General features: G+C 67.2%; 18 protein-coding genes. 13 read left to right on the top strand and 5 right to left on the bottom strand.

The features are described 5' to 3' along the window. The first annotated feature begins 123 nt into the window (after nucleotides 1-123). The 4 genes from ACZ75I_RS16710 to ACZ75I_RS16695 all read left to right on the top strand — a co-directional run bounded on the left by ACZ75I_RS16710 (nucleotide 124) and on the right by ACZ75I_RS16695 (nucleotide 4,512). Nucleotides 124-510 carry a BON domain-containing protein gene (locus ACZ75I_RS16710; RefSeq protein WP_053498227.1) on the top strand — a complete coding sequence of 129 codons (387 nt, stop codon included), beginning with the start codon at nucleotides 124-126 and terminating at the stop codon, nucleotides 508-510. 231 nt (nucleotides 511-741) lie between these two features. Further along, nucleotides 742-2,559, top strand: a complete 1,818-nt coding sequence (locus tag ACZ75I_RS16705; protein ID WP_472958338.1) for a sensor histidine kinase — start codon at nucleotides 742-744, stop codon at nucleotides 2,557-2,559. Beyond that, entirely contained in the window at nucleotides 2,556-2,996 is a 441-nt protein-coding gene (locus ACZ75I_RS16700) for a response regulator (protein ID WP_005411057.1), read from the top strand. The genes ACZ75I_RS16705 and ACZ75I_RS16700 overlap by 4 nt, the downstream gene beginning before the upstream one ends. 4 nt (nucleotides 2,997-3,000) lie before the next feature. Continuing rightward, nucleotides 3,001-4,512 carry an ATP-binding response regulator gene (locus ACZ75I_RS16695; protein WP_111201871.1) on the top strand — a complete coding sequence of 504 codons (1,512 nt, stop codon included), beginning with the start codon at nucleotides 3,001-3,003 and terminating at the stop codon, nucleotides 4,510-4,512. Between the two features lie 284 nt (nucleotides 4,513-4,796). Here the strand turns inward: ACZ75I_RS16695 and ACZ75I_RS16690 are convergent, their stop codons facing one another. Beyond that, the gene (locus ACZ75I_RS16690) at nucleotides 4,797-5,537 is read right to left on the bottom strand and encodes a proteasome-type protease (RefSeq protein ID WP_154351430.1); all 741 of its coding nucleotides are present in this window, start codon (nucleotides 5,535-5,537) and stop codon (nucleotides 4,797-4,799) included. 90 nt (nucleotides 5,538-5,627) lie between these two features. Here ACZ75I_RS16690 and folK point away from each other — a divergent pair, with 90 nt between their 5' ends. Then, nucleotides 5,628-6,113: a 2-amino-4-hydroxy-6-hydroxymethyldihydropteridine diphosphokinase gene (gene folK, locus ACZ75I_RS16685; protein WP_053498221.1), complete on the top strand. Its 486-nt coding sequence runs from the start codon at nucleotides 5,628-5,630 to the stop codon at nucleotides 6,111-6,113. A 60-nt stretch (nucleotides 6,114-6,173) separates the two neighbouring features. Here folK and ACZ75I_RS16680 read toward each other — a convergent pair whose 3' ends face one another. Beyond that, nucleotides 6,174-6,911, bottom strand: coding sequence for a pteridine reductase (locus ACZ75I_RS16680; RefSeq protein ID WP_005419347.1), 738 nt, complete (start codon nucleotides 6,909-6,911; stop codon nucleotides 6,174-6,176). A 59-nt stretch (nucleotides 6,912-6,970) separates the two neighbouring features. On the opposite strand from ACZ75I_RS16680, the gene ACZ75I_RS16675 reads away from it, so the two are divergent. Together ACZ75I_RS16675 and ACZ75I_RS16670 are read left to right on the top strand one after the other, a co-directional pair. Further along, nucleotides 6,971-8,155 carry a class I SAM-dependent methyltransferase gene (locus ACZ75I_RS16675; RefSeq protein ID WP_061479676.1) on the top strand — a complete coding sequence of 395 codons (1,185 nt, stop codon included), beginning with the start codon at nucleotides 6,971-6,973 and terminating at the stop codon, nucleotides 8,153-8,155. Next, the gene (locus tag ACZ75I_RS16670) at nucleotides 8,152-8,544 is read left to right on the top strand and encodes a VanZ family protein (RefSeq protein WP_061479675.1); all 393 of its coding nucleotides are present in this window, start codon (nucleotides 8,152-8,154) and stop codon (nucleotides 8,542-8,544) included. The genes ACZ75I_RS16675 and ACZ75I_RS16670 overlap by 4 nt, the downstream gene beginning before the upstream one ends. Before the next feature lie 118 nt (nucleotides 8,545-8,662). Here the strand turns inward: ACZ75I_RS16670 and ACZ75I_RS16665 are convergent, their stop codons facing one another. From ACZ75I_RS16665 to ACZ75I_RS16655, 3 genes are all read right to left on the bottom strand, one after another. Then, entirely contained in the window at nucleotides 8,663-11,020 is a 2,358-nt protein-coding gene (locus ACZ75I_RS16665) for a family 20 glycosylhydrolase (RefSeq protein ID WP_180867715.1), read from the bottom strand. Nucleotides 11,021-11,131: 111 nt separating this feature from the next. Further along, nucleotides 11,132-13,795 carry a TonB-dependent receptor gene (locus ACZ75I_RS16660; protein WP_061479627.1) on the bottom strand — a complete coding sequence of 888 codons (2,664 nt, stop codon included), beginning with the start codon at nucleotides 13,793-13,795 and terminating at the stop codon, nucleotides 11,132-11,134. Between the two features lie 143 nt (nucleotides 13,796-13,938). Then, nucleotides 13,939-14,955: a glucokinase gene (locus ACZ75I_RS16655; RefSeq protein ID WP_180867713.1), complete on the bottom strand. Its 1,017-nt coding sequence runs from the start codon at nucleotides 14,953-14,955 to the stop codon at nucleotides 13,939-13,941. A gap of 375 nt (nucleotides 14,956-15,330) precedes the next feature. On the opposite strand from ACZ75I_RS16655, the gene ACZ75I_RS16650 reads away from it, so the two are divergent. The 6 genes from ACZ75I_RS16650 to ACZ75I_RS16625 all read left to right on the top strand — a co-directional run bounded on the left by ACZ75I_RS16650 (nucleotide 15,331) and on the right by ACZ75I_RS16625 (nucleotide 24,270). Then, entirely contained in the window at nucleotides 15,331-16,623 is a 1,293-nt protein-coding gene (locus ACZ75I_RS16650; RefSeq protein WP_005419333.1) for a sugar MFS transporter, read from the top strand. A 39-nt stretch (nucleotides 16,624-16,662) separates the two neighbouring features. After that, a complete protein-coding gene (locus tag ACZ75I_RS16645) occupies nucleotides 16,663-17,730 on the top strand; it encodes a LacI family DNA-binding transcriptional regulator (protein WP_005411045.1) in 1,068 nt (355 codons plus the stop codon). A gap of 7 nt (nucleotides 17,731-17,737) precedes the next feature. Next, nucleotides 17,738-18,766, top strand: a complete 1,029-nt coding sequence (locus ACZ75I_RS16640; protein WP_180867711.1) for an SIS domain-containing protein — start codon at nucleotides 17,738-17,740, stop codon at nucleotides 18,764-18,766. Beyond that, nucleotides 18,766-19,914, top strand: a complete 1,149-nt coding sequence (gene nagA / locus ACZ75I_RS16635) for an N-acetylglucosamine-6-phosphate deacetylase (protein WP_180867709.1) — start codon at nucleotides 18,766-18,768, stop codon at nucleotides 19,912-19,914. The genes ACZ75I_RS16640 and nagA overlap by 1 nt, the downstream gene beginning before the upstream one ends. Then, nucleotides 19,914-20,981 carry an acyltransferase family protein gene (locus ACZ75I_RS16630; RefSeq protein WP_065178052.1) on the top strand — a complete coding sequence of 356 codons (1,068 nt, stop codon included), beginning with the start codon at nucleotides 19,914-19,916 and terminating at the stop codon, nucleotides 20,979-20,981. Before nagA ends, ACZ75I_RS16630 begins: the two co-directional genes overlap by 1 nt. Nucleotides 20,982-21,243: 262 nt before the next feature. After that, nucleotides 21,244-24,270 carry an autotransporter family protein gene (locus ACZ75I_RS16625; protein WP_346476999.1) on the top strand — a complete coding sequence of 1,009 codons (3,027 nt, stop codon included), beginning with the start codon at nucleotides 21,244-21,246 and terminating at the stop codon, nucleotides 24,268-24,270. The last annotated feature ends 102 nt before the right edge of the window (nucleotides 24,271-24,372 follow it).

Here is a 24,372-nt window from a genome sequence, read left to right as displayed (position 1 = left end):
CAGCCCAAAACTGAACCGTTGCCGTTGGAAACGCTTCGATTCACGGCGGCATGACCGCGACGCCACGCCTGCTCTACGTGCGCTTGTCCAGACTGGCAGCACATCCCGAAGGAGAACGACACGATGAGCAATACCACTCGCACGCTGATTGCTTCTGCCCTGACGCTGGGCCTGGCACTGTCCTCCTCGGCCGCCTTCGCCAAGGACCCGGCCGCGAAGAGCCCGCCGACCACCAGCGCACATCCGGCTACCCATGCGGATCGCCATGATTCCAACGAACCGGTGACCGACAGCTGGATCACCACCAAGGTGAAGGCGGACCTGCTGACCAGCAGCAACGTCCCGGGCACCGAGATCAAGGTGGAAACGGTGAACGGCGTGGTCAGCCTGAGCGGCACCGTGGCCACCCAGGCCGAGAAGGACAAGGCGGTCACCACCGCCAAGGGCATCAAGGGCGTGACCCGCGTCGATGCCGCCGCATTGAAGGTCAGCGCTGCCGCCAAGCGCTGAACCGGTTGGGCGCCCCTGCGTGGGGCGCCCGCTGACCTGTAGAGCCGAGCCACGCTCGGCTGGAACTCCAAGGCAGCCGAGCATCGGCTTGGCCCTACAGGTCTGATTGCCAACCCGTTCAGCTGGCCGCGCTGGAAATTCCAGAGTTGTGACCGCCTGCGCTATATTGCCGGTTCCGCCGCAACCGGGCTCGACCCGGCCAACGCGTCGCGGCAGAGCTGACGAGGAACTATGGCGCTGGTTTTCAGTGACGACATCTGGGACCGCTGGCGGTTGCCGGCCTTGGCGCTGGCCGCCGCCGCGATCATCGTGGTGCCGTGGTTGACCCTGCGTAAACTGCAGCAGGACAGCGAACAAGCGATGGCCTGGGTCAACCACACCCAGGCCGTGGGCGTGGCACTGCAGCAACTGCAGGCCGATGTGCGTGATGTTGAATCGGCCGCGTTGACCCTGTCCAAGGGCGTGGATGCCCCCGTCCTGCGCGAGCGCATGGCCCGGGCCGATGAAATTCCCGGGCGCCTGGCCGAACTGGGCCGGATGACCCGCGACAATCCCGACCAGCTGATCCGCATCGGTCGGATCGAATCGATGCTGGAAGGCCGCATGACACTCGCCCGCGAGCTGGCCAGGTCCGAGCCGAACAGCGACCAGCGCGAGCTGGTGCAGGACCTGAGTACGCGCTATCCCATCCGCGGGCTGGTGGAAGAACTGCAGGCCAGCGAGCAGAAGCTGCTGGCGCTGCGCGCCGAGCAGGCGGCGCGCCAACGCAAGCAGACCGAACTGGTGTCGTGGAGTTCGCTGGTGATCCAGCTGGCGCTGCTCGGCCTAGTGCTGTGGCTGCTGCAGCGGCAGATCGGCCGTCGCCTGCATGCCGAGCGGCAATCGCTGCGCTCGGCTGCACGTGCGGCGTCGGTGCTGCAGACCGTGCGCGAACCGATCGTGCTGCTCGACCGCGACCTGCGCGTGCAGCTGCACAATCCAGCATTCGCTGAGCTGTACGGCCTGCAGGACGAGCGCGCCGACGGCCTGCTGCTGGAAAACGTTGGCGACAATGCATGGCAGGACCCGGTGGTCCGGCAGCGCCTGGCCGACGTGCTGTCGCGCGGTCGCGAACTGTGGGACTTCGAGCACGAGCAGCGCACCGCTGACGGCATGGTGCGCTACATGCTGCTCAACGCGCGGCGCATGCCGCTGCCCGACAGCGATGACGAGGTGGTGCTGCTGACCATCAGCGACGTCACCATGCAGCGCGCAGTACAGCTGCGCGTGGAAGAGCTGAACCGCCAGCTGGAAGGCAAGGTTGCGCAGGTATCCGAGGTCAACCGCGAGCTGGAGGCCTTCAGTTATTCGGTCTCGCACGACCTGCGTGCACCGCTGCGCCACGTGGCCGGATTCTCCGACAAGCTGTCGCGCCACCTCGGCGATCAGGCCGATGACAAGAGCCGCCACTATCTGGACGTGATTTCCAGTTCGGCCCGGCGCATGGCAGCGTTGATCGACGACCTGCTGGTCTACTCGCGCCTTGGCCGTGCGGCGATGCGGCAGCAGGCGGTGGACATGCAGTCGCTGGTGGCCGACACCCGGGCCATGCTCGATTCCAACCTGCAGGCCGAGGCCGAGAACAGCGGCCATGTGCACCAGGTGGAGTGGAACATCGCGCCGCTGCCGATCGTGGTGGGCGACGAGAACATGATCCGCCAGGTCTGGCTCAACCTGCTCGGCAACGCAGTGAAGTACTCGGGCAACCGCGAGCCGGCGAAGATCCGCGTTGACTACCAGCAGCAGCCCGACGGCGGCCATCAGTTCACGGTCAGCGACAATGGTGCAGGCTTTGACATGGCCTACGCCGGCAAGCTGTTCGGTGTGTTCCAGCGCCTGCACAAGGCCAGTGACTATCCGGGGACCGGCATCGGCCTGGCCAGCGTGCGCCGCGTGCTGACCCGCCATGGTGGCCGTATCTGGGCCGAGGCCGAACCGGACGTCGGCGCCACCTTCCACTTCTACCTGCCCCCCGCGACCGACGCGGACAAACAAGGTCCTTCTGCATGACGACTCTGCGCACCATTCTTCTCGCTGAAGACAGCCCGGCGGATGCCGAAATGGCGATCGACGCCCTGGAGGAAGCGCGTCTGGCCAATCCCATCGTGCACGTCGAGGACGGCGTGGAAGTGATGGACTACCTGCTGCGCCGCGGTGCCTTCGCCAACCGCGAGGAAGGCTTGCCGGCGGTGCTGCTGCTGGACATCAAGATGCCGCGCATGGATGGCCTGGAAGTGCTGCGGCAGATCCGCGAGCACGAAGAACTCAAGCGCCTGCCGGTGGTGATCCTGTCGTCCTCGCGCGAGGAAAGCGACCTGGCCCGCAGCTGGGACATGGGCGTGAACGCCTACGTGGTCAAGCCGGTGGACGTGGACCAGTTCTTCGGCGCGGTGCAGACCCTGGGCAAGTTCTGGGCATTGATCAACCAGGCACCGGAACTCGAGTGAGCCCATGCCCCTGACCGGTCCCGCCCTGGGGGCGCTGCGCATCCTGCTGGTGGAAGACTCACCGGAAGATGCCGAGCTGATGTCCGAACAGATGCTCGACGCGGGCCTGGAGGCCCGTTTCGAGCGTGTCGAGAGCGAGGCGGAACTGCGCCAGGCACTGGCGGTGTTCCAGCCGGACATCGTGCTGTCCGACCTGAGCATGCCGGGGTTCTCCGGTGACGACGCGCTGCGCATCGTGCGCGAGACCTCGCCGGAGGTGCCCTTCATCTTCGTCTCCGGCACGATGGGTGAGGAGAATGCGGTGGCGGCGCTGCAGAAGGGCGCCAACGACTACATCATCAAGCACCAGCCTGCGCGCCTGCCTTCGGCGGTCGCACGTGCGATCCGCGATGCACGCAGTGCGGTCGAGCGCGCACGCGTGGAAACCGAACTGATGCGTGCGCAGCGCCTGGAAAGCCTTTCACTGCTCGCCGCCGGCCTCAGCCACGACCTGCGCAACATCCTGCAGCCGTTGCTGATCATGCCGGACCTGCTGAAGGCCCGTACCGAGGATCCGCAGCTGCACCACCTGGCCGACGTCATCGCCGAGTGCGGCCGCCGCGGCCATGAGATGGCCGAGTCGATGCTGTCGTTCGTGCGTGGTTCGCGCAAGCCGAGCGAGCGCATCGAGATCAAGGGCCTGTTCGATGCGGTGGCGCTGCTGTTGCGCAGCAACGTGCCCGATGCCGTGCGCCTGGAACTGCAGGTGCAGGACGAAGGCCTGGTGGTCGACGCCAACTACACCGAACTGCAGCAGGTAATGCTGAACCTGGCGCTCAACGCGATCCAGGCGATGCCCAACGGTGGCCGCCTGAGCCTGACCGCCAGCCATGCCGGCCAGCGCGATGGCGTGGACTGGATGCAGATCTGCGTGTCCGATGAAGGCATCGGCATGGATGCGGACACGCTGTCGCACCTGTTCAATCCGTTCTTCACCACCAAGGCCGATGGCACCGGCCTGGGCCTTATTTCCTGCAAGCGCATCGTCGAAGGCGCCGGCGGCAGCATCCATGTCAGCAGCCAACCGGGGCAGGGCACCTGCTTCGAGCTGCGCTTGCCGATGCACGAAGCCAGCGACGGCAGCGAGCCGATCGAGCAGCTGGTGGCCCTGGGCAGTGGCCAGTCGATCCTGGTGGTCGACGGCGAAGCCACGCGCCTGTCGCTGCTCGGCAACGCGCTGTCCAGCCAGGGGTATCAGCTGCAGCTGGCCTCCGATGGCCCGGCGGCGCTGCGCTGGATGCAGCAGGAGGCGATGCCGGCGCTGGTGATTGCAGACGCCGGCTCAAAGCTGCTGCCGGCCAGCCAGCTGCTGGGCGAGATGGCTGCGCTGGGCTATCGCGGCCCGGCGCTGGTGCTGGAGGACGCGGCGGTGGCGGTGCCTGCCGATGCCTTCCCGGCCGGCGTGGACGTCCATGTACTGCGCAAGCCGCTGCAGATGCAGCAGGTGTTCCGGGCAGTGGCCGAGGCGCTGGGCTGATGCCGCTGGGGTTCTGTAGAGCCGAGCCTATGCTCGGCTGCTATTCGCATTGACCTCGACAGCCGAGCATGGGCTCGGCTCTACAGGGACGCGGCGGTGGCGGTGCCTGCCGATGCCTTCCCGGCCGGCGTGGACGTCCATGTACTGCGCAAGCCGCTGCAGATGCAGCAGGTCTTCCGCGCGGTGGCCGAAGCGCTGGGCTGAGTAAGCATCGCCGGGCATGGCCCGGCGCTACCCACCGCCTTCGGTAGCGCCGGGCCATGCCCGGCGGCAGGTCAGGTCGATCAATCCACGGTTTCCCAGGGGAACCGCGGCAGCGCGTCCACCGCCTGTTCCAGCCGCCGCGACCAGTTCTGGTGGATGTCGGCATACAGCGTGGAATCCGCGCCCAGCCGCAGCTGCTGGCCGATGCGCAGTTCACCGTCGCGCAGCAGCGCCAGGTCGATCGGCAGGCCTACCGACAGGTTGGAACGGATGGTGGAGTCCAACGAGACGATCGCCGTGCGGGCGGCATCCTCCAGGCGCGTGGCGGGGCTGAGGATGCGGTCGAGGATCGGCTTGCCGTACTTGGATTCACCGATCTGCAGGTAGGGCGTCTCCGGCGAGGCGGCTATGGCGTTGCCGAGCGGGTAGATCATGTACAGCCCGGGCCGCTCGCCGGCGATCTGGCCGCCGAAGATCAGCGTGGCCTGGGTGTTGACCCCGTCATGGCCGTGTTCGCTGTGGCTGCTGTGCACCTGGCTGTCCACCAGCAGCTGCCCCACATACGCGGCGGCTTCGAACAGGTGGGTCATGTCGCGCAGGTTGGGCACGCGCCGCTCTGCGGCATCGCGGCCCAGGCGCGACACCAGCAGCTGGGTGGTGGCCAGGTTGCCAGCCGCCATCAGCACGTAGGCTGCCTGGCCGGGATATTCGAACACGTGCAGCTTGCGATGCACGCGTACATCGTCCAGCGAGGCATTGGTCCGGGTGTCGGCAGCGAAGACCAGGCCCTCGTCCACCTCGATTCCAACGCAATAGGTCATGTCGGAGCCCTATCATGTGCGTCCCGGATTGTAGGCAGGCCGCCGTGACGACGGCATGTCCACGCCCCCCATCGCTGCCACCTGAACCGCATGACGACCGTGCTCCTGAGCCTGGGCAGCAATGTCCAGCCCCGCCGCTACCTCCACGCCGCGGTGGCGGCCCTGCGCGAGCGCTTCGGCGCGCTGCAGGTCTCGCCGGCCTACCGTACCGCCGCGGTCGGCTTCGACGGCCCGGCCTTCCTCAACAACGCGGTGGCGATCGAGACGGACTTGCCGCTGCAGGAACTGGACGACTGGCTGCATGCGCTGGAGGACGCGCACGGCCGCGACCGTAGTGGGCCGCGCTTCTCCGACCGGACCCTGGATATCGACGTGGTGTTCTACGGCGACCTGGTGGTGGAAGGTCCCGGCCACCTGCGCATTCCCCGTCCCGAACTGAAGCATGCCTTCGTGCTGAAGCCGCTGGCCGATATCGCGCCCGACTTCATCGATCCGGTCAGCGGGCTGGACCTGGCGACGCTGTGGCGCGCGCACGCGCAGTTTGGCGAGGCGTTCGAGGTGGTTGACCTGGATTGATGGAGGTTGCCGGCCAGCGGCCGGCATGACCGGTAGCGCCGGCCGCTGGCCGGCAACCTCTCAGCTGACCGTGCGCCCGCCATCCACGCGCAGCGTGTGGCCGGTGACGAAGCTGGCTTCGGCCACCAGCCAGTACACCGCTTCGGCGATCTCCTCGACCGTACCGATCCGCGCCAAAGGCGTGCGCGCCAGCAGGGCCTCGCGGGCGAAATCGTCCTTGCCCTGTTCCGGCCAGAGGATCGCGCCGGGCGCCACCGCATTGACCCGCACCTTCGGCGCCAGCTCCAGCGCCAGCGAACGGGTGGCCATCTCCAGCGCGGCCTTGGCCATCGTGTAGGCGATGTGGTCGCGCATCGGGTCGGTGCCGTGCAGGTCGGTCAGGTTGACGATGCAGCCCTGCTGGCGGCGCAGGTAGGGCGCGGCCGCCTGTGACAACAGCAGTGGCGCGCGCGCATTGACCGCATACAGCTCGTCCATCGCCTCGGCGGTGACCTGGCCGAGCGGGGTGGCATAGAAGTTGGAGGCGTTGTTGACCAGCGCGTCCAGGCGGCCGAAGTGGGTAACGGCCTGTTCCACCAGGTCGGGCAGGGCGTCGGCGTCACGCAGGTCGGCCTGCAGCGCAAGCACGCTTCCGGGCCGCACGTTGTCGAAATCGAACGCGGCCTGCTGCAGTTCGGCGCTGGAGGTGTTGGCATGCAGTACCACCGACCAGCCACAGGCGTGGAACTGGCGGGCGATGGCCGCACCGATCCGGCGCGCGCTGCCGGTGATCAGGACCACGGGGTGGGTATCGCTCATCGAGGGTCCTCCAAGGCTCGGCTATCCTGTGCACCATTGTCACCGCATTCGAAGACGCCATGCAGCCCACCTTCCCCCTGCCCGAAGCCGATGCCCTGGCCCACAGCGACCAGCTGGCGGCCGCCCTGCGCGCCGAAATCCTTGCGCAGGGCGGGGCGATGCCGTTCTCGCGCTTCATGGAGCTGTGCCTGTACACCCCCGGCTGGGGCTACTACAGCGCCGGCGCCAGCAAGTTCGGTGGCAGCGGCGACTTCACCACCGCACCCGAGCTCGGCAGCCTGTTCGCCGGCAGCGTGGCCAATGCGCTGGCGCCAGTGTTCGCCCAGCTGGGCGCGCAGGCCCGCATGCTGGAACTGGGCGGCGGTACCGGCGCCTTCGCCGAGGCCGTGCTGCTGCGCCTGGCCGAACTGGACGCGCTGCCATCGCGCTACGCCATCCTCGAACCCAGCGCCGACCTGCGCGAGCGCCAGCAGCAGCGCCTGCAGCAGAACCTGCCGGCCGAGTTGGCCGCGCGCGTGGACTGGATCGACCGCCCGTTCGAGGAGGACTGGGAGGGCGTGGTGTTCGCCAACGAGGTGATCGACGCGCTGCCGACCCCGCGTTTCCTGATCCGGGACGGCGAGGTCTATGAGGAAACCGTCGAGCTTGATGGCGAAGGCAACTTCATCCGTGGCGCGCAGCCGGCTGACATCCTGCTCAACGGTGCGGTGCGCCACATCGAGCGCTACCTGGAAAAGCCCTTTGCCGACGGTTACCGCTCCGAGGTGCTGCCGCAGCTGCCGTACTGGCTGCAGGCAGTGGCTGGCGGCCTGCAGCGTGGTGCGATGCTGTTTGTCGATTACGGTTACAGCCGCAGCGAGTTCTACCAGCACGACCGCGACGATGGCACAGTCCGCGCGTTCTACCGCCACCACGTGCACAACGACGTGCATCGTTGGCCCGGCCTGCAGGACATCACCGCGTCGGTGGATTTCACCGCGATGGCCGAGGCGGGCATGCACGGTGGTTTCGAATTGGCGGGGTACTGCAGCCAGGCCAGTTTCCTGCTCGGCAACGGCCTGGACCAGGTGCTGCTGCTGGCCGAAGAGCGTACGGATGAGGTCGGCCGTATCCAGCTGCGTGACCAGGTGAAGAAGCTGACCCTGCCGACCGAGATGGGCGAGCGCTTCCAGGCCATCGGCCTGCAGCGCGGCGTCGACTTCGAGCCGGCGTTCGAACTGGGCGACCTGAGCTGGCGCCTGTGAGCAGTGCGTTGCCGCTGATCAAGCCGCTGCGGCGGCCGCGGCTGTGGACTGTGCTGTGGGTGCTGGCGGTACTGCTGGTGGTCGTGGTCTGCCTGATCCCACCGCCGCCGATTCCACTGCCGGAAAACAGCGACAAGGGCGAGCACTTCCTCGCCTACTTCATCCTGGCCGGCAGCGCGGTGCAGCTGTTCCGGCCGGGGCGCCCGCTGCTGTGGGTGGGCGTGGGGCTGGTGCTGATGGGCGTCGGCATCGAGTTCGCGCAGGGCGCGCTGACCAGCAACCGCACTGCCGACCCGATGGACGCCATTGCCAACACGATCGGCGTGCTGGCCGGCATGGCCACGGCACTGACCCCGTTGCGCGATCTGCTGGTGCGCTGGCGGGGCTGAGGTTCCTGTAGAGCCGAGCCCGTGCTCGGCTTCCTCCCGAAAGGCAGCCGAGCATGGGCTCGGCTCTACAGTAGATCCACGCCATGCGTGGATGGATTGCGCCAGGACAGGCTTGCGGTTACTTCTTCAGCGTGACCTCATCCAGCACCCACATCGCCGGGCGCGTATCGCCGGTGAAGTTGATGCACAGGTCACCCGTGCCCTGCGTGCCCTTCGGCAGCGCCGCACGCAGGGTCACGAAGCCATCGGCATCGGGCGTGGCCGGCAGCGGTACCTGAGCCAGCACCTTGCCCGTGCAATCACCGCGGCGGATCAGCATTTCGCCGTGTGCGCTCCGGGCCTTTTCGAAGCGACGCTTGGCTTCATCGTGGGCCAGCTGGAAGTAGTACGGAATGCGGCCCGCGCGGACCTCCACGCTGCCGATGCCGTCCAGCTGCGCCTGCGGCCAGCGCCAGCACGGCTGGAAGATGTCGACGTTGAACACCGCACGCGTTCCCTCGCGCGGGCCGTCGTCTTCCAGGCGCAGCACCAGCCCCTTCTTGCCCACGCAGCTGAGCAGCGCATCGCTGCGGCGGCTGAGCAGCGACTGCGCGGTGAACGTGGCGATGGTCGGCTTCGCGGCCAGCATCTGGCCCTGGTAGAACGCAGCGGCCTGCACGGTGGTCGGCAGCGTCGCGGTCAGCGGCTGCTGGTACAACGGCGACTGCGCGGTCACCGGCTGGCCATCGGTGCTGTAGCGCACTTCATAACCCAGCGGGTTGGCCAGCGATAGGGTCACGGAGTTTTTCGCGCGATCATCGGTGTAGTCCACGCCCACTTCGAACGGGGTCTGCGCGTAGGCCAGGCCCCAGGCACGGTAGCGCTGCAGCTGCGCGGGCAGGCGCGCGAGGAAATCGCGGAAGTCGCGATGTTCCGGCGTACTCCAGCCGGTCTCGGCCACGGCGGCCAGGCGCGGGAACAGGTTGTGCTGCAGGCGCGCGTAGGTGCGCGTGTGCTCGGTAAACATGTTGGCCTGCAGGCCGAGAATGTGCTGGCGCTTGTCGGCCGCCAGCTCGGCCGGCACCGGCTCGAAGTTGTACAGCTTGCCCAGGTTGACCTGGGCCGGGCGACCGGGTGGTTCATTCGGCGAGGCGGTCTGCAGGTAATCCAGGTACAGGTACCCCACCGGCGACATGACCACGTCATGGCCGGCACTGGCTGCAGCCAGGCCACCTTCGGTGCCCTGCCACGACATCACCGTGGCCTGCGGTGGTAGGCCGCCTTCGAGGATTTCGTCCCAGCCGATCAGGCGCCGGTCGTGCTGCTCCAGGAAGGTCTCCAGGCGCTTGATGATGTGGCTCTGCAAGGCCATTTCATCCTTGATGCCCAGCGCACGCATGCGCTGCTGCACCTGTTTCGAGGCTTCCCACTGGTCCTTGACCGCCTCGTCGCCGCCCACGTGCACGTACTTCGCAGGGAACAGCGCGATCACTTCTTCCAGTACGTTCTCGAGGAAGGTGACGGTGCTGTCTTCCACGTTGAACAGGTTCGGGAACACGCCCCATTCGCTGATCAGCTTCAGCGGGGTGTTGATCGAACCCAGTTCCGGGTACGCGGCAATCGCCGCGGTGGCATGGCCGGGCACGTCGATTTCTGGAATCACCTGGATATGCAGCCTGGCGGCATAGGCGATCACTTCGCGGATCTGCTCCTGCGTGTAGAAGCCGCAGTACGGATGCTCCTTGCCACTGGCCGGATCGATGCCACCGTCGCCGGCCGGCAGGCGGCAGCTGCCCACCTCGGTCAGCTTCGGGTAGCGCTTGATCTCCATGCGCCAGCCCTGGTCATCGGTGAGGTGCCAATGGAAGGTATTGAGCTTGTGCGCGGCCATGGCATCGAGCACATGCTTGATCTCGTCCAGGCTCTGGAAGTGCCGCGCCGAGTCGAGCATGAAACCGCGCCAGCCGAAGCGCGGCGCGTCCTGGATCTGCACCGCCGGCAGCACGCCGTTGCTGCCACCCGTGGCCAGCTGGGCAAGCGTGGTTGCGCCGTAGAACAGGCCGGTTTCGTTGCCGGCCTGCACCAGCACGCCCTGCGCGGTGCTTTCCAGCGTGTAGCTCTCACCACTGTCGCGGAAGGTCGGGATGATCTGGAAGCGGATGCTGCCCGACGTGCCTGCCGCCTTGCCCTGGGCCGGCGTAAGGCGCGGACCGCCGCTGCGCGCCAGCAGGTCGGCGAACTGGGTGGCGACCCGTTGCGCGGCTTCGCCTTCGGCCTGCAGCGCGGTATCGGCGCGTACGGTGATGCCGCTACCCTGGCCGTGCTGCACGGTAGCGGGCGCGGGAATCAGCATCAGGCTGCCGGCGCGCAGCTGCGGGCCCGGTGCTTCAGCGGCCGGCGTGGGATCGGCGGCGAGCGCGGGTAGCGCCGGCAGCAGGGCGAGCAGGCTGCCCAGCAGTACTGCGCTGCGCATCTGGGCGCGGGAAGGCTTGACCATCGGAACGACTCCTTGGAACGGTGCGATGAACGCTATACATGAAAAACGCCGGGCCCGGAATGACCCAGGCCCGGCGTGCGTGCACGACTCGGCGATGTTGCTGCCGCTGGATCAGTACTTGAAGCGGAAGTTGAGGTAGTACTGGCGGCCGTTGCTGTAGAACGAGGTCGGGATGGCCGCGGTCTGGTAGTACTTGTAGGTCGGGTTGTTGAGGTTCAGGCCATCCAGGCTGATGCTCAGCCAGTCGGTGGCCTTGTAGCTCAGCGATGCCGACAGCGTGCCGAAGTCATCCTGGTAGTACGGGTTGGTGCCCGACAGGCTGATCAGGAACGAGGAACGGCGGGTGTAGCTGACCCGGGCGCCAAAGCGCTCGTTCTCGAAGTAGGCACCCACGTTGTAGGTGTTCTTCGAAGTACCCAGCAGGTTGTGCGAACCATCCGACCAGGTGTGCGAGGTGGTGCCGTTGGCGTAGGTGTAGTTGGCATTGATGCCGAAGTACTCGCCGATCGGCTGCTCGTAGGCCACTTCCACGCCGGTGACCTTGCCGTCGGCATTGATCGGGGTGGAGATCTGGTAGGTCTCGAGCTGGTTGGTCAGTTCGCTGTACAGCTGGCGCGAGACCACGTCGAAGGCGATGTAGTCCTTCAGCTTCATGTGGTACGCGCCCACCGACAGCAATCCGCGCGGCATGAAGTACCACTCCAGGTTGGCATCCAGGTTGGTCGACAGGGTCGGCTTGAGGTTCGGATTGCCGCCGCCGCCGGTGCGGTTCAGGTCAGAGCCGTACGAGGACGCGCCCAGTGCCGAGTAGTCCGGCAGGGTCTGGGTCTGCGAGGCGGCGACACGCAGCACCAGCGAGTCGTCCAGGTCGAACTTGATGTTGGCGCTGGGCAGGACACGGTTGCGCTTGTTCTGGAAGGCCAGGCGCTCCCACATGCCGAACAGGCTGCTGACATCGGCGTCGGCGGCCTTGCTGACGGCGTTGTAGGTGTCGATGTCCTGCTTGATGTTGACGTAGCGCAGGCCGACGTTGCCGCTCCACCAGTCGCCGCGGAAATTGGCCTGCACGTAGCCGGCGAAGTTCTTTTCCTTCACCTTCCACTCGGCGCCATAGTTGTGGCGACCGGTCGGGCCATCATTGCCGGCCAGCCAGGTGGAGTTGTTGGTCACCGCATCCTTCAGCGCGCCCGGGGTGAAGTACCACAGGTTGCGCGGGAAGGTGCCGCCGATGTCACCGGCAAAGCCGCTGGGATAGTTGGCCGTGGCACCGTTCTTCAGCGCGCTCCAGATGTCACCCGGGGTTGCACCTTCCGGCGACAGCGCTTCGCGCTTGTGGTCGGCGAAACGCAGGCCGAAGTCGATCGAGCTCAGTACGCCGCCATCATTGAAGTACTGGTTGAAGTCGAGCGTGGCCCACTTCTCCTTGTCTTCAGCGGTGACCTGCTGGTTGCCCCAGGTGCCGAAGCTGGTCACGCCGTTGGGCGAGAGGTCGCCGCCGACGTTCCAGTCGATCGGCGAGCCATTGCCGTGGGTGGCCCAGCTGGCGCCGCCGCCGTTGGCCAGGGTGACCTCGGCGATGTACTGGCGCGGCGTCTCGCCGGTGCCCTTGGTGCTGCCGGCCTGGAACGTGGCGGTCAGGCTGTCGCTGATCTGCCAGTCGGCATCGAAGGTGACATAGCTCGACTTGGCCTTCGACTCGCGGTAGATCATGTCGTACACCGCATAGTCGGTGCCGGGCACGCCCCGGTAGGTGGCGTTGGTCAGCACGCCGTCCTTGACCACATAGCCCGGATCCGGCGCCTGCGACTTGGCGAAGCTGTTGCCGAACATCATGAAGTTGCGGTTGTAGTTGTTGGCCTTCAGCTCGGAGCTGAAACCATTCAGGCCCAAGGTGAGGCTGTCGCTCGGCTTGAACTGCAGCGAGACCAGGCCGCCCTTGCGTTCGCGGGTCTGTTCGAACAGGGTCGAACCCAGCAGGCCCGGCACGTTGACGCCGATCAGGTCCGGATTGGTCTTGGCGACCGGGTCGCCGGCGCCGATCTTGAAGAAGCCGCCCGGGATTTCCTGCGCTTCACGGCGCAGTTCGCGCTTCTGGCTGAAGCCCTGCACCATCACGCCGAAGGTGCCTTCGTCGTTCTTGTAATTGAACAATGCCGAGTACTGCGGATCGGTCGATTTGGCCAGGTCCGAACGCACCGCACCGATGGAGCCTTCCGCGGTGAACGGCTTGGAGAATTCCAGCGGCTTGCGGGTGATGATGTTGACGGTACCGGTGGTGCCGCCGTCCTGCAGCTTGGCCTGCGAGGACTTGTTCACTTCCACCGAGCTGACCAGTTCCGACGGCAGCAGCGAGTAGCTGACGCTGCGGCCGACGTTGTTGCCCTGGCTGAGCACGAACCAGTCGGCGGAGCCGACGGTGTGGCCGTTGATCAGGGTCTGGGTCAGGCTCGGGCTGGTGCCGCGCAGGCTGACACGGTCAGCTTCATCGAAGCCACCTTCGTCGGCGCTGGACGAGCTGATGTTGACGCCCGGCAGGCGCTGCAGGGTATCGGCAACGTTGTGCGCGGGCAGCTTGCCCACGTCTTCGGCGGTGACCACTTCCACGCGCGCATTGGCTTCGCGCTTGGTGTCCAGCGACTTTTCCATCGAGCCACGGATGCCGGTAACGGTCACGGTGTCCAGATCGGTGGCGGTCGGGGCCGCCTGCTGCGCGTGCGCACTGAAGGCGATGCAGCTGACGATGGCGGCCGAAAGCAGGGTCTTGCGGGTGTTCATGATGTCTCTCCTCATCACTCGATTGGGTGCCGGCGGCGGTGTTCGGTTACGGTTGCGATGACATGCGCGGGGCGGCGGCGAAGTCCCGTGCGTTGGCGTGCCACGTACTGCGTGCTGCGATTGCGTTGAAGCCTGTTGCGGTGTCAGGCGGCCGACTGCTGCAGGTACCAGCTGGCAGCGCCGACCACGCCCAACTGGCCGTGTTCGACGACCTTCACCGGGATGCGTGCCAGCGCTTCGCCCATCGGCCCCTTCTGCAGGTAGCGTTCGACGAAGGTGCTGGCGTGCAGGTATTCGCGGATCTGCGGCAGGATGCCGCCGGCCAGGTAGACGCCACCGTGGGCGCCGTAGAACAGCGCCATGTCGCCGATGGTGCTGCCGAGCAGGCCACAGAACACGTCCAGCGCCTGGCGCGCATGTGCATCGGTATCGGCCATGGCGGCGGCGGTGACTGCGTCGGGGCTTGCCAGGGTCGGCGCCTGCCCTTGCAGTGCACACACCGCACGGTACAGGTTCATCAGGCCGGGGCCGGAGATCGCATGCTCGATCGACACGTGCGCGCGGTCGCGCTGCATGTAGCGGACGATGGCCATTTCCAGTTCGGTGCTGGCCGCCAGGGTCGGCTGGCCGGCTTCGGTGGGCAGGACCACCGGGCCGTGCGCGGTGGGGATCCACAGCGCGGCGCCCAGACCGGTACCGGGACCGACCACCAGGGTCGGGCCACGTGTGGCAGTTTCCGGTCCACACAGGTGCAGCACGCCGCTGGCGTCCACCTGCGCGGCGGCGTAGGCCACCGCTTCGAAATCGTTGACGATGTAGACCCGCTGCAGGCCGACCTCGGCTTCCACCTGGCGCGCCGACAGCGGCCACGGCAGGTTGGCGGTGATCACTGTGCCGTCTTCGCGGGCATAGCCGGCGCTGGCGACCACGCAATGCGTGGGCCGCGGGCCTTCGCCCAGGAAGTCGGACAGGATCGCGCTGAGGCCGGCATGGTCGGCATTGCGGTACTTGCGGTACTCCAGCACCTGCACCGGATGGGTGGCGTCACCGCTGGCCTGGACCCGGGCCACGCGCACATGGGTGCCACCGACGTCGGCGGCCAGGAACGAGGGCGCGACGCGGGACAGGACATGCGACGGGGCGGGGTGGCTGGCGGTCACGCGGGCTCCTGCTGCAGGTGGGCCGGCCCGGGGATCGGGGGCGGCGATTGGGGCGGAGTCTGTAACCGCGCTGACAACGATGTCAACGAGTTCGTGACACTTTCGTTGCTGCGTCGCAACGAATGCGGCGCGCAGTAAACGTTTACACGGTGTGAGTGCGGGTTTCACATGGGAACCATTGGCGCACGGGGCTCTAGGCCTGCCGCGTATTCAGCGGGGCGTACCGCGGCGGACTTGCGCAGTGCAGCACAAGGTTCAGGCAGGCGTGCATGGAAGTTGACAAACCGCCGTTGTCCATCGAAAGAATGTGACAACGTTGTTCCCAGCCACTCTCCGACGCCGCGTTCTGCGGCCGTCGCCGCAGGAGCCCTCCTGATGTCCGCCGTCCCCGCTGCAAGCGCGCGCCCGAACGTGGCCACCTCCATCGCCATCGTTGGCGTGTTGTTCTTCCTGATCGGCTTCTTCACCTGGCTCAACGGCCCGCTGATCACCTTCGTCAAGTTGGCCTTCGAACTCAGCGAGGTCGGCGCCTTCCTGGTGCTGATGGTGTTCTACCTGTCCTATTTCTTCCTCGCCCTGCCGGCGTCCTGGATCCTGCGCCGCACCGGCATGAAGAAGGGCCTGAGCCTGAGCCTGCTGGTGATGGCCGGTGGTGCCGCGCTGTTCGGTGAATTCGCCACCCAGCGCTGGTACCCGGGCGCGCTCGGCGGCCTGTTCGTGATCGGCAGCGGCCTGGCGCTGCTGCAGACCGCGATCAACCCCTACATCTCCATCCTCGGCCCGATCGAGACGGCGGCACGCCGCATCGCACTGATGGGCATCTGCAACAAGATCGCCGGCATGCTCGCCCCGGTGCTGATCGGCACCCTGGTGCTGCATGGCATCGGCGACCTGGACAAGCAGGTGCAGGCCGCCGACGCGGTCACCAAGGTTGCGCTGCTCAACGAATTCGCCGCCAAGATCCATGCGCCGTACCTTGCGATGGCCGCGCTGCTGGTGGTGCTGGCGGTGGCCGTGCTGTTCTCGCCTCTGCCGGAGATCAAGTCCTCCGAAGCCAATGCAACGCCGTCAGGGGCACCGGGAACGGCCGAGCGCCGCAGCATCTTCCAGTTCCCGCATCTGTGGCTGGGCGTGCTGTGCCTGTTCGTGTACGTAGGCGTGGAAGTCATGGCCGGTGATGCGATCGGCACCTACGGCCACGGTTTCGGCTTGCCGCTGGACCAGACCAAGATGTTCACCTCGCTGACGCTGGGTGCGATGTTGGCCGGCTACGTGGTCGGCCTGCTGGCGATCCCCGGCCTGGTCTCGCAGTCGCGCTACCTGACCATTTCGGCAGTGATGGGCGTGGTGTTCTGCCTGGGCGCCTGGGCTACGCACGGCTACGTCTCGGTGGCCTTCGTGGCGCTGCTGGGCTTTGCCAACGCCATGATGTGGCCGGCCATCTTCCCGCTGGCGATCCGCGGCCTGGGCCGCTTCACCGAGACCGGCTCGGCCCTGCTGGTGATGGGCATCGCCGGCGGCGCGATCATTCCGCAGCTGTTCGCCGTGCTCAAGCAGCACATCGACTTCCAGCTGGTGTTCGTGCTGCTGATGGTGCCGTGCTACCTGTACATCCTGTTCTACTCGGTGATCGGCCATCGTGCCGGCCTGCCGCAGGACAAGGCCTGATCGGCGATGATGGACGGCAGCCAACCCCAGGGAAAACCCATGCGCAGAGCGACCATCAAGGACGTTGCGGAGAAGGCCAAGGTCTCGCTGAAGACAGTCTCGCGGGTGATCAACAACGAGCCCTCGGTGATGCAGGCCACCCGTGCGCGGGTGCTGCGTGCCATCGCCGAGCTCGACTACGAGCCCGATCCGTCCGCGCGCAACCTGCGCAGCGGCACTACCTTCGTGATCGGGCTGGTCTACGACAACCCGAACCCGTACCACATCATCGGCGTGCAGAACGGCGTGCTGGCCGCGTGCCGCGAGACCGGTTTCGGCCTGCAGATCCATCCCTGTGATTCGAGCTCGCCGTTGCTGGCCGATGAACTGGCCGACTGGGTGCAGCGCTCGCGGCTGGCGGGGCTGGTGCTGACCGCGCCGATGTCCGAGCGCCGCGACCTGATCCAGGCGCTGACCGCGCGTGGCATCAAGCTGGTGCGCATCATCGCCGCCACTGAAGACCCGGCCGACGGCGCCTGCGTGTTCGTCGACGACCGCGAGGCGGCCTACGAGATCACCGAGCACCTGATCCAGCTGGGCCACCAGCGCATCGGCTTCCTCTGGGGCGGCAGCTCGCACCGCTCCTCGGGCGAACGCTACGCCGGTTACGAAGCCGCGCTGAAGGACTACGGCATGACCGTGGACAAGCACCTGGTGGTGCAGGGCGATTACACCTTCGATGATGGTTTCCGTGGGGCGCGCCGCCTGCTGGCGCTGCGCGAACCGCCCACCGCCATCTTCGGTTCCAACGACGAAATCGCTGCCGGCGTGCTGGCCGCCGCCAAGTCGGCCGGCATGAACGTGCCGTACGACCTGTCCATCGCCGGTTTTGAGGACAGCCCGTTCTCGCGCCAGTCGTGGCCGCCGCTGACCACCGCCAAGCAGGCCACCGAGGACATCGCCCGCCATGCCGCGCGCCTGCTGATCGCACAACTGCGCAGCGACGCCTACGACGATGCGCCGGCACCGCTGCACAACCAGGGCTTCGTGCCGCAACTGGTGGTGCGCGGTTCGACCGCGCCGATGCGCCCGGCCGGCGCACGCCCCCTTCCTTCCGATCCTGCCTGAGCCTGCCATGTCGCCGTCAGACCCCACCGCCACCCTGATGTTCGCCGAGGCCGCTGAAGCGGCCGACGTGGTTGCCCGCCAGTTCTCGCGCAACCACGCCACCATGGAAACCCTGGCCGCCAGCCTGCGCGCCGCGCCGCCGCCGTTCGTGGTCACCTGTGCACGCGGCAGCTCCGACCATGCCGCCACCTACGGCAAGTACCTGCTGGAAACCCAACTGGGCCTGGTGGTCGCCTCCGCGTCGCCGTCGGTAGGCTCGGTCTATGCCGCACCGCTGCAGCTGCGCGGTGCGCTGTTCATCGTCATTTCGCAGTCGGGCAAGAGCCCGGACCTGCTGCGCAACGCCGAGGCGGCCAAGGCCGCTGGCGCACGCGTGATCGCGCTGGTCAACGTCGAGGATTCGCCGCTGGCGCAGCTGGCCGACACGGTCATTCCGCTGCATGCCGGTGCCGAAAAGAGCGTGGCGGCAACCAAGAGCTACCTGGCCTCGCTGGCGGCGCTGCTGCAGCTGGCCGCCTACTGGAAGCAGGACAGCAGCCTGCGCAACGCGCTGGACCTGCTGCCGGACGCGATGCGTGAAGCCTGGCAGTGCGACTGGAGCGCGGTGACCGAAGGCCTGGTCGAGGCCACCAACCTGTTCGTGCTCGGCCGTGGCCTGGGCCTGGGTGCGGCGCAGGAAGCGGCGCTGAAGTTCAAGGAAACCTGCAGCCTGCACGCCGAAGCCTACAGCTCGGCCGAAGTGAAGCATGGCCCGATGGCACTGGTCGACCGTGGCTTCCCGGTGCTGGCCTTCGCGCAGCCCGATGAAACCGGTGCCGGCACCCGAGCGGTGGTCGAGGAGTTCACTTCGCGCGGCGCGCAGGTGTGGCTGGCCGGTGCCGGCGGCAACCTGCCGGTGGCGCCCGCGCCACACCCGCTGTGCGCACCGCTGCTGACCGTGCAGAGCTTCTATCGCGCGATCAACGCGCTGGCGCTGCGCCGTGGCTTCAACCCGGACCTGCCGCCGCACCTGAACAAGGTGACGGAGACCGTGTGATGGCAACCGTGCTGCGCAATGCCCGCATCCTGGCAGGCGATGAGTTCCGCGACGATCTGGCCGTGGTGATCGAAAATGGTCGCATCAGCGCGCTGCTGCCCGACGCCGCACCACAGCTGGGTCCCGCTGCCGAGCAGGTAGACCTGGGCGGTGGCTGGCTGCTGCCCGGCTTCATCGACGTGCAGGTCAATGGCGGTGGCGGCGCGTTGTTCAACAACACGCCGGACGTGGCGGCGCTGCGCACCATTGCGCAGGCGCATCGTCGTTTCGGTACCACCGCGATGCTGCCCACGCTGATCAGCGATGACGTGGCGGTGATGCGCGAAGCCATCGGTGCGATGCGCGAGGCGATCGTGCAGGGCGTGCCGGGCGTGATCGGCATCCATCTGGAAGGGCCCTACATCGCGCCGGCGCGCAAGGGCACGCACGATGCCAGCAAGTTCCGCGTGCCGGACGAAGAAGAGATCGCGCTGGCGGCGTCGCTGGATAACGGCGTGACGCTGCTGACGCTGGCGCCGGAGCGCGTGCCACTGGAAACCATCCGTGCGCTGGTCGAACGTGGCGTGATCGTGGCCGCCGGCCATACCGCAGGCACGTACGAAGAGATCCGCGCCGGCCTGGATGCCGGCGTACGCGGCTTCACCCACCTGTACAACGCGATGTCGCCGCTGCAGGGCCGTGAGCCTGGCGCAGTGGGCGCTGCGCTGGAAGACCGCGACAGCTGGATTGGCATCATCGTCGATGGCGTGCATGTGCATCCGGCCAGCCTGCGCGTGGCGCTGGCGGCCAAGCCGCGCGGTCGCCTGCTGCTGGTGACCGATGCGATGCCGCCGGTCGGTGCCGACGATCCCAGCTACGTGCTGTATGGCGAAACCATCACCGCCATCGATGGCGTGGTGCGCAATGCCGCCGGTTCGCTGGCCGGTTCTGCGCTTGACATGGCCACGGCGGTGCGCAACACCGTGCAGCTGCTGGGCCAGCCGCTGGCCGAGGCCGCGCGCATGGCCTCGACCTACCCGGCACAGTTCCTCAACGTCGACGACCGCCTGGGCCACATCGCCGAGGGCTACCAGGCCGACCTGGTGCTGCTGGATGACGCCCTGCAGGTGCGTGGCACCTGGATTGCAGGTCAGTACGAGGCCGCCTGATGAACAGTACGCCGCCACGCCGTCTGGGCTCGATCGATGCCCTGCGCGGCATCACCGTGGCGGCGATGCTGCTGGTCAACAATCCAGGCGACTGGAGTGCAGTGTTCGCGCCGCTGCGCCATTCGGAATGGCATGGCTGCACGCCCACCGACCTGGTGTTCCCGTTCTTCCTGTTCCTGGTGGGCGTGTCGATGGCCTTCAGCGTGGCACCGCGCGCGTTGGATGCCGCCGCACGCCCGGTGTTGGCGCGCGGCGTGCTGGAGCGCGCACTGCGCATCCTGGTGGCCGGCGTGCTGTTGCATCTGCTGATCTGGTGGGCGCTGCATACGCACCACTTCCGCATCTGGGGCGTGCTGCAACGGATCGCCGTGTGCGCGGCATTGGTGGGCGTGCTGGCGGTGTATGCACGGCCGCGCATGCAGGCCGGCGTGCTTGTTGGATTGCTGGTGGGGTACACGATGCTGCTGCTCGGCATGGGTGACCTGGCGCCGTGGACCAACCCGGCCAGCCGCTTGGACACCACGCTGTTCGCACCGTGGATCTATCAATGGCATGCCGATACCGGCCTCGGCCATGACCCGGAAGGATTGCTGAGCACGCTGGGTGCACTGGCCAGTACCGTGCTCGGCCTGTTGGCCGGTGGCCTGCTGCGCAGCGGGCGTTCGACGGCACTGGCCGGGCTGGGCGTGGCGACCGCCGTGCTGGGCCTGCTGCTGGCCGGGGTGCTGCCGTTGAACAAGCAGCTGTGGACGCCCAGCTACGTGCTGTGGACCGGCGGCCTGGCCGCGCTGGCGCTGTGGCTGGGCCACGTGCTGATCGACCTGAAGGGATGGCCGGCGCTGGGCCGGCGCTTCGGCGTCAATGCGATCACCGCGTATCTGGGGGCCTCGGTGATGTCGGTGGCGTTGATGGCCAGCGGTGCCTGGGGCTGGATCTGGCAGCAGCTGGCCAACGCGATGCCGGGTGCGCTGGAGCTGGCGTCGATGTTGCAGGCACTGGCGTTTGTCGCGCTGTGGTGGGGCGTGGCCTGGTGGCTGGACCGTCGGAAGATCTACTTGAAGATCTGAGCAGTCTCGGGGTCGGACCCCGTTCCGCAGGAAAGGGCCCTGACCCGATCCGCCAACGGCATCCACGCATGTGCGGCTCCCAGTGCCCAGAAAAAATGAACGATTTCAGCCATATCACATTGGCGTGAGGGCCCGGCGATTTCATATCCGAAGTGTGATTTCCCGCACGCAAGTTCACCTATCGAAACGGTTCACATGACGGCAGACTGCACACGCAGCAGCGTGCATCTGCAGTTCCTGATTCCCTGTCCAGGAGGACTGTATGACCCGTGCCGTCCCGCGCGCTTTCCGTCCGCGCCGCCTCACCGTTTCCATGCTTCAGGCACTGGCAGTCCCGTCCATGGTGCTGTTGACCGCCAGCGCCGCCTGGGCCGGCTGCAGCACCGTCGCTCCGGTCGCCGGCCAGACGGTCACCTGCGACGCCAACGCGCCGAATCCGCAGACGGTGCCCATCTCGGCCAGCGGCGAAGCGGGCATCACCGTCAACGTCGCCAGCGGTGCCCAGTTGCAGCAGAGCGGTGGGGCGTCGGCCGTTACCCTGGTCGGTGCAAGTGGTCACTTGTTGACCAACCAGGGCGCGATCAGTTCGGTGGGGGGTGTGGCGGTCCAGCTCGGTGGCGGCAGCCGTGTCGAGAATTCGGGCAGCATCAGCACCGGCAACAACACCGCGCTGCAGTTCGTCGGTGCGGGCGACAGCGTACTGGTCAACCGCGGAGCGATCAGTGGGCGTACCGGCGTACAGTTCGATTCAGGCAACGACCGCCTGGACATGCAGGCCGGCAGCATCAGCGGCGGTGTCCTGCAAGGGGATGGCAACGACGTGCTGCTGCTGGGCAATGGCACCATCGACAGCGTCGACCAGGGCAGTGGCGATGACCAGATGACCGTCACCGGCGGCACCGTCACCGGCCTGGTAGCGCAGGGCAGTGGCCGCGATGATTTCGTCATGAGTGGCGGCACGATCGGCGCGCTGCAGCAGGGCGACAACATCGATACCTTCCGCATGAGCGGTGGTCGCATCATCGGCGCGTTCGAGGATGGCGACCAGGCCTGGATGACCGCTGGCCGCATCGGCCGCGTCAACATGAAGCTGGACAAGAACCTGTGGGACCAGTCCGGCGGCACCGTGGATGGCAACGTGGTGACCGGCTTCGACACCGACACCATCATCATTTCGGGCACGGCCTACATCGGCGGCAACATCAGCGTCAGCGGCGGCAACGACAGCGTGACCATCACCGACGGCACCGTGCGAGGGCAGGTACTGCTCAGCACCGGCGATGACACCTTCAACTGGAACGGCGGTGGCATCGTCTACGGTGCGATCGACATGGGCCCGGACAACGACGTGGCCAACCTCAGCAACCTCAACCAGGGCAACCTGGGTGCGGTGCCGCTGTTCGACGGGGGCAGTGGCATCGACCAGCTCAACCTGAGCAACGTCAAGACCGCAGGCGTGGGCCGCTTCCAGAACTGGGAGGCGATCAGCCTGGCCAACAGCACGGAGCTGAGCTTCGATGGCGACCTGGTGCTGGGCGACAGCGCAACCGGCACCGGTACGCTCACGGTGGACGACACCAGCACCGTCTACGCGGGCAGTGGCGGCCATGCCATCCGCCCGTTCAACAGTGCTGCACTGGTGGAGATGGTCAATGCCGGGCGCATCGACCTGACCGGTACCGGCGCCGGCGACGTGTTCACCGTGCGTGGCAACTACCGCGGTGACGGTGGTGGCCTGTACCTGCGCACCGTGCTGGGCGCGGACAACTCCCCCAGCGATCGCTTGGTGATCGATGGCGGTACCGCCACCGGAACCACCGGCATCGGCGTGCTGAATGCCGGTGGCAGCGGCGCGGCCACGCTGGCCGATGGCATCCTGGTGGTGCAGGCCTTGAATGGTGGCCGCACCGCGCCGGGCGCGTTCTCGCTGTTCGCACCGGTCGCGGCCGGTGCCTACGAGTACTTCCTGTTCAAGGGCGGTGTCAGTGCCGGTACCAGCGAGAACTGGTACCTGCGTTCGACGCTGGTGACCGGCCCGACGCCGGCACCCAACGGTGGTGGCAGTGCCACCCCGCCGCCGCCGACGCCGCCGGTGGCACCACCGCCTCCCATTACCCCGGCGCCGCCACCGCCGCCCGAAGGCGCCACCGATCCGGACCTGACCGCAGGCGAGACCGCACCACCACCACCGCCGCCGGAACCGGCGCCGGTGGCACCGCCCAGCGATCCGGCGGTGCCGGATGTGCCCGTGGCCGGCGGTGCATTGCCCGGTACCGGTGCACCGCCGACGCCGGGTGCACGCCCGGCCGAAGGCGCGGTGGTACCGCTGTACCGCGTGGAAACCGCCGCCTATGCCGTGGTGCCGCCGCTGCTGCGCGAGACCTCGCTGGCCAGCCTCGGTACCTTCCACGAGCGGCAGGGCGAACAGCGCCTGCTGTACAACCAGGGCGCATTCCGCACCGCCTGGGGCCGCCTGGTGGGGCAGAGCAGCGAGATCCATTGGAAGGGCGATGCGCAGCCCGGCTTTGATGGCGATGTAATGGGCCTGCAGGCCGGCCTCGACGTGTGGGCCGCGGCGTCGGACAACCACCGCAACCAGATCGGCGTGTTCGTCGGCCGTACCCGCGCGCAGGGCAAGACCACCGGCCTGGCACTGGGCTGGGAGAACGTACAGGTGGGCCAGAACCGCCTGGACGACAAGCACGTGGGCCTGTACTGGACCTTCACCGACAGCAGCGGTGGCTACATCGACGCCGTGGCGATGCAGAGCCGCTACGACGGCCGCGTGCGTTCCTCGCGCGGGCTCGGCTTCGGCCTGAGCGGCGACGGCACCAGCGTGTCGGTGGAGGCCGGCAAGCCGCTGCTGCACGTCGGGCAGTCCGCATGGTGGCTGGAACCGCAGGTGCAGGTGATCTGGCAGCGCACGTCGCTGGATGACCGTCGCGATGAAGTATCGAGCGTGCGCTTCGACAACGACAACGCCTGGACCGGCCGTGTGGGCCTGCGTTTGGCCGGCGATTACCAGCTGGCCGACAACGGCTGGCAACCGTATTTCAAGCTGAATTACTGGCATGGTCGTTCCGGCGAGGACCGCGTCGGCTTCGACAACGATACGATCATCAATTCGCAGCGCTCGCGCGCGCTGGAAGCCGGTGTAGGTGTGGTAGGGCGCTTCAACCGCACCATCAGCGCCTATGCCGTGGCCGACTACACGCGCGAGCTGGGCGGCGACCGCAACGAGAAGCGCCGCATCATCGAAGGCAACATCGGGCTGCGCGCGGACTGGTAGCGCGCGGTGCAGATGTCATGACCCGCTCTGGTGGGTGTCGACCTTGGTCGGCACGAATCCCACCGGCGCCATGACCTCCGCGCAGCCGAGCATAGGCTCGGC

The organism is Stenotrophomonas sp. X (assembly GCF_055721025.1).
The sequence above is the reverse complement of the archived record's forward strand: the minus strand, read 5'-3'. Positions and strand labels throughout refer to the sequence as shown.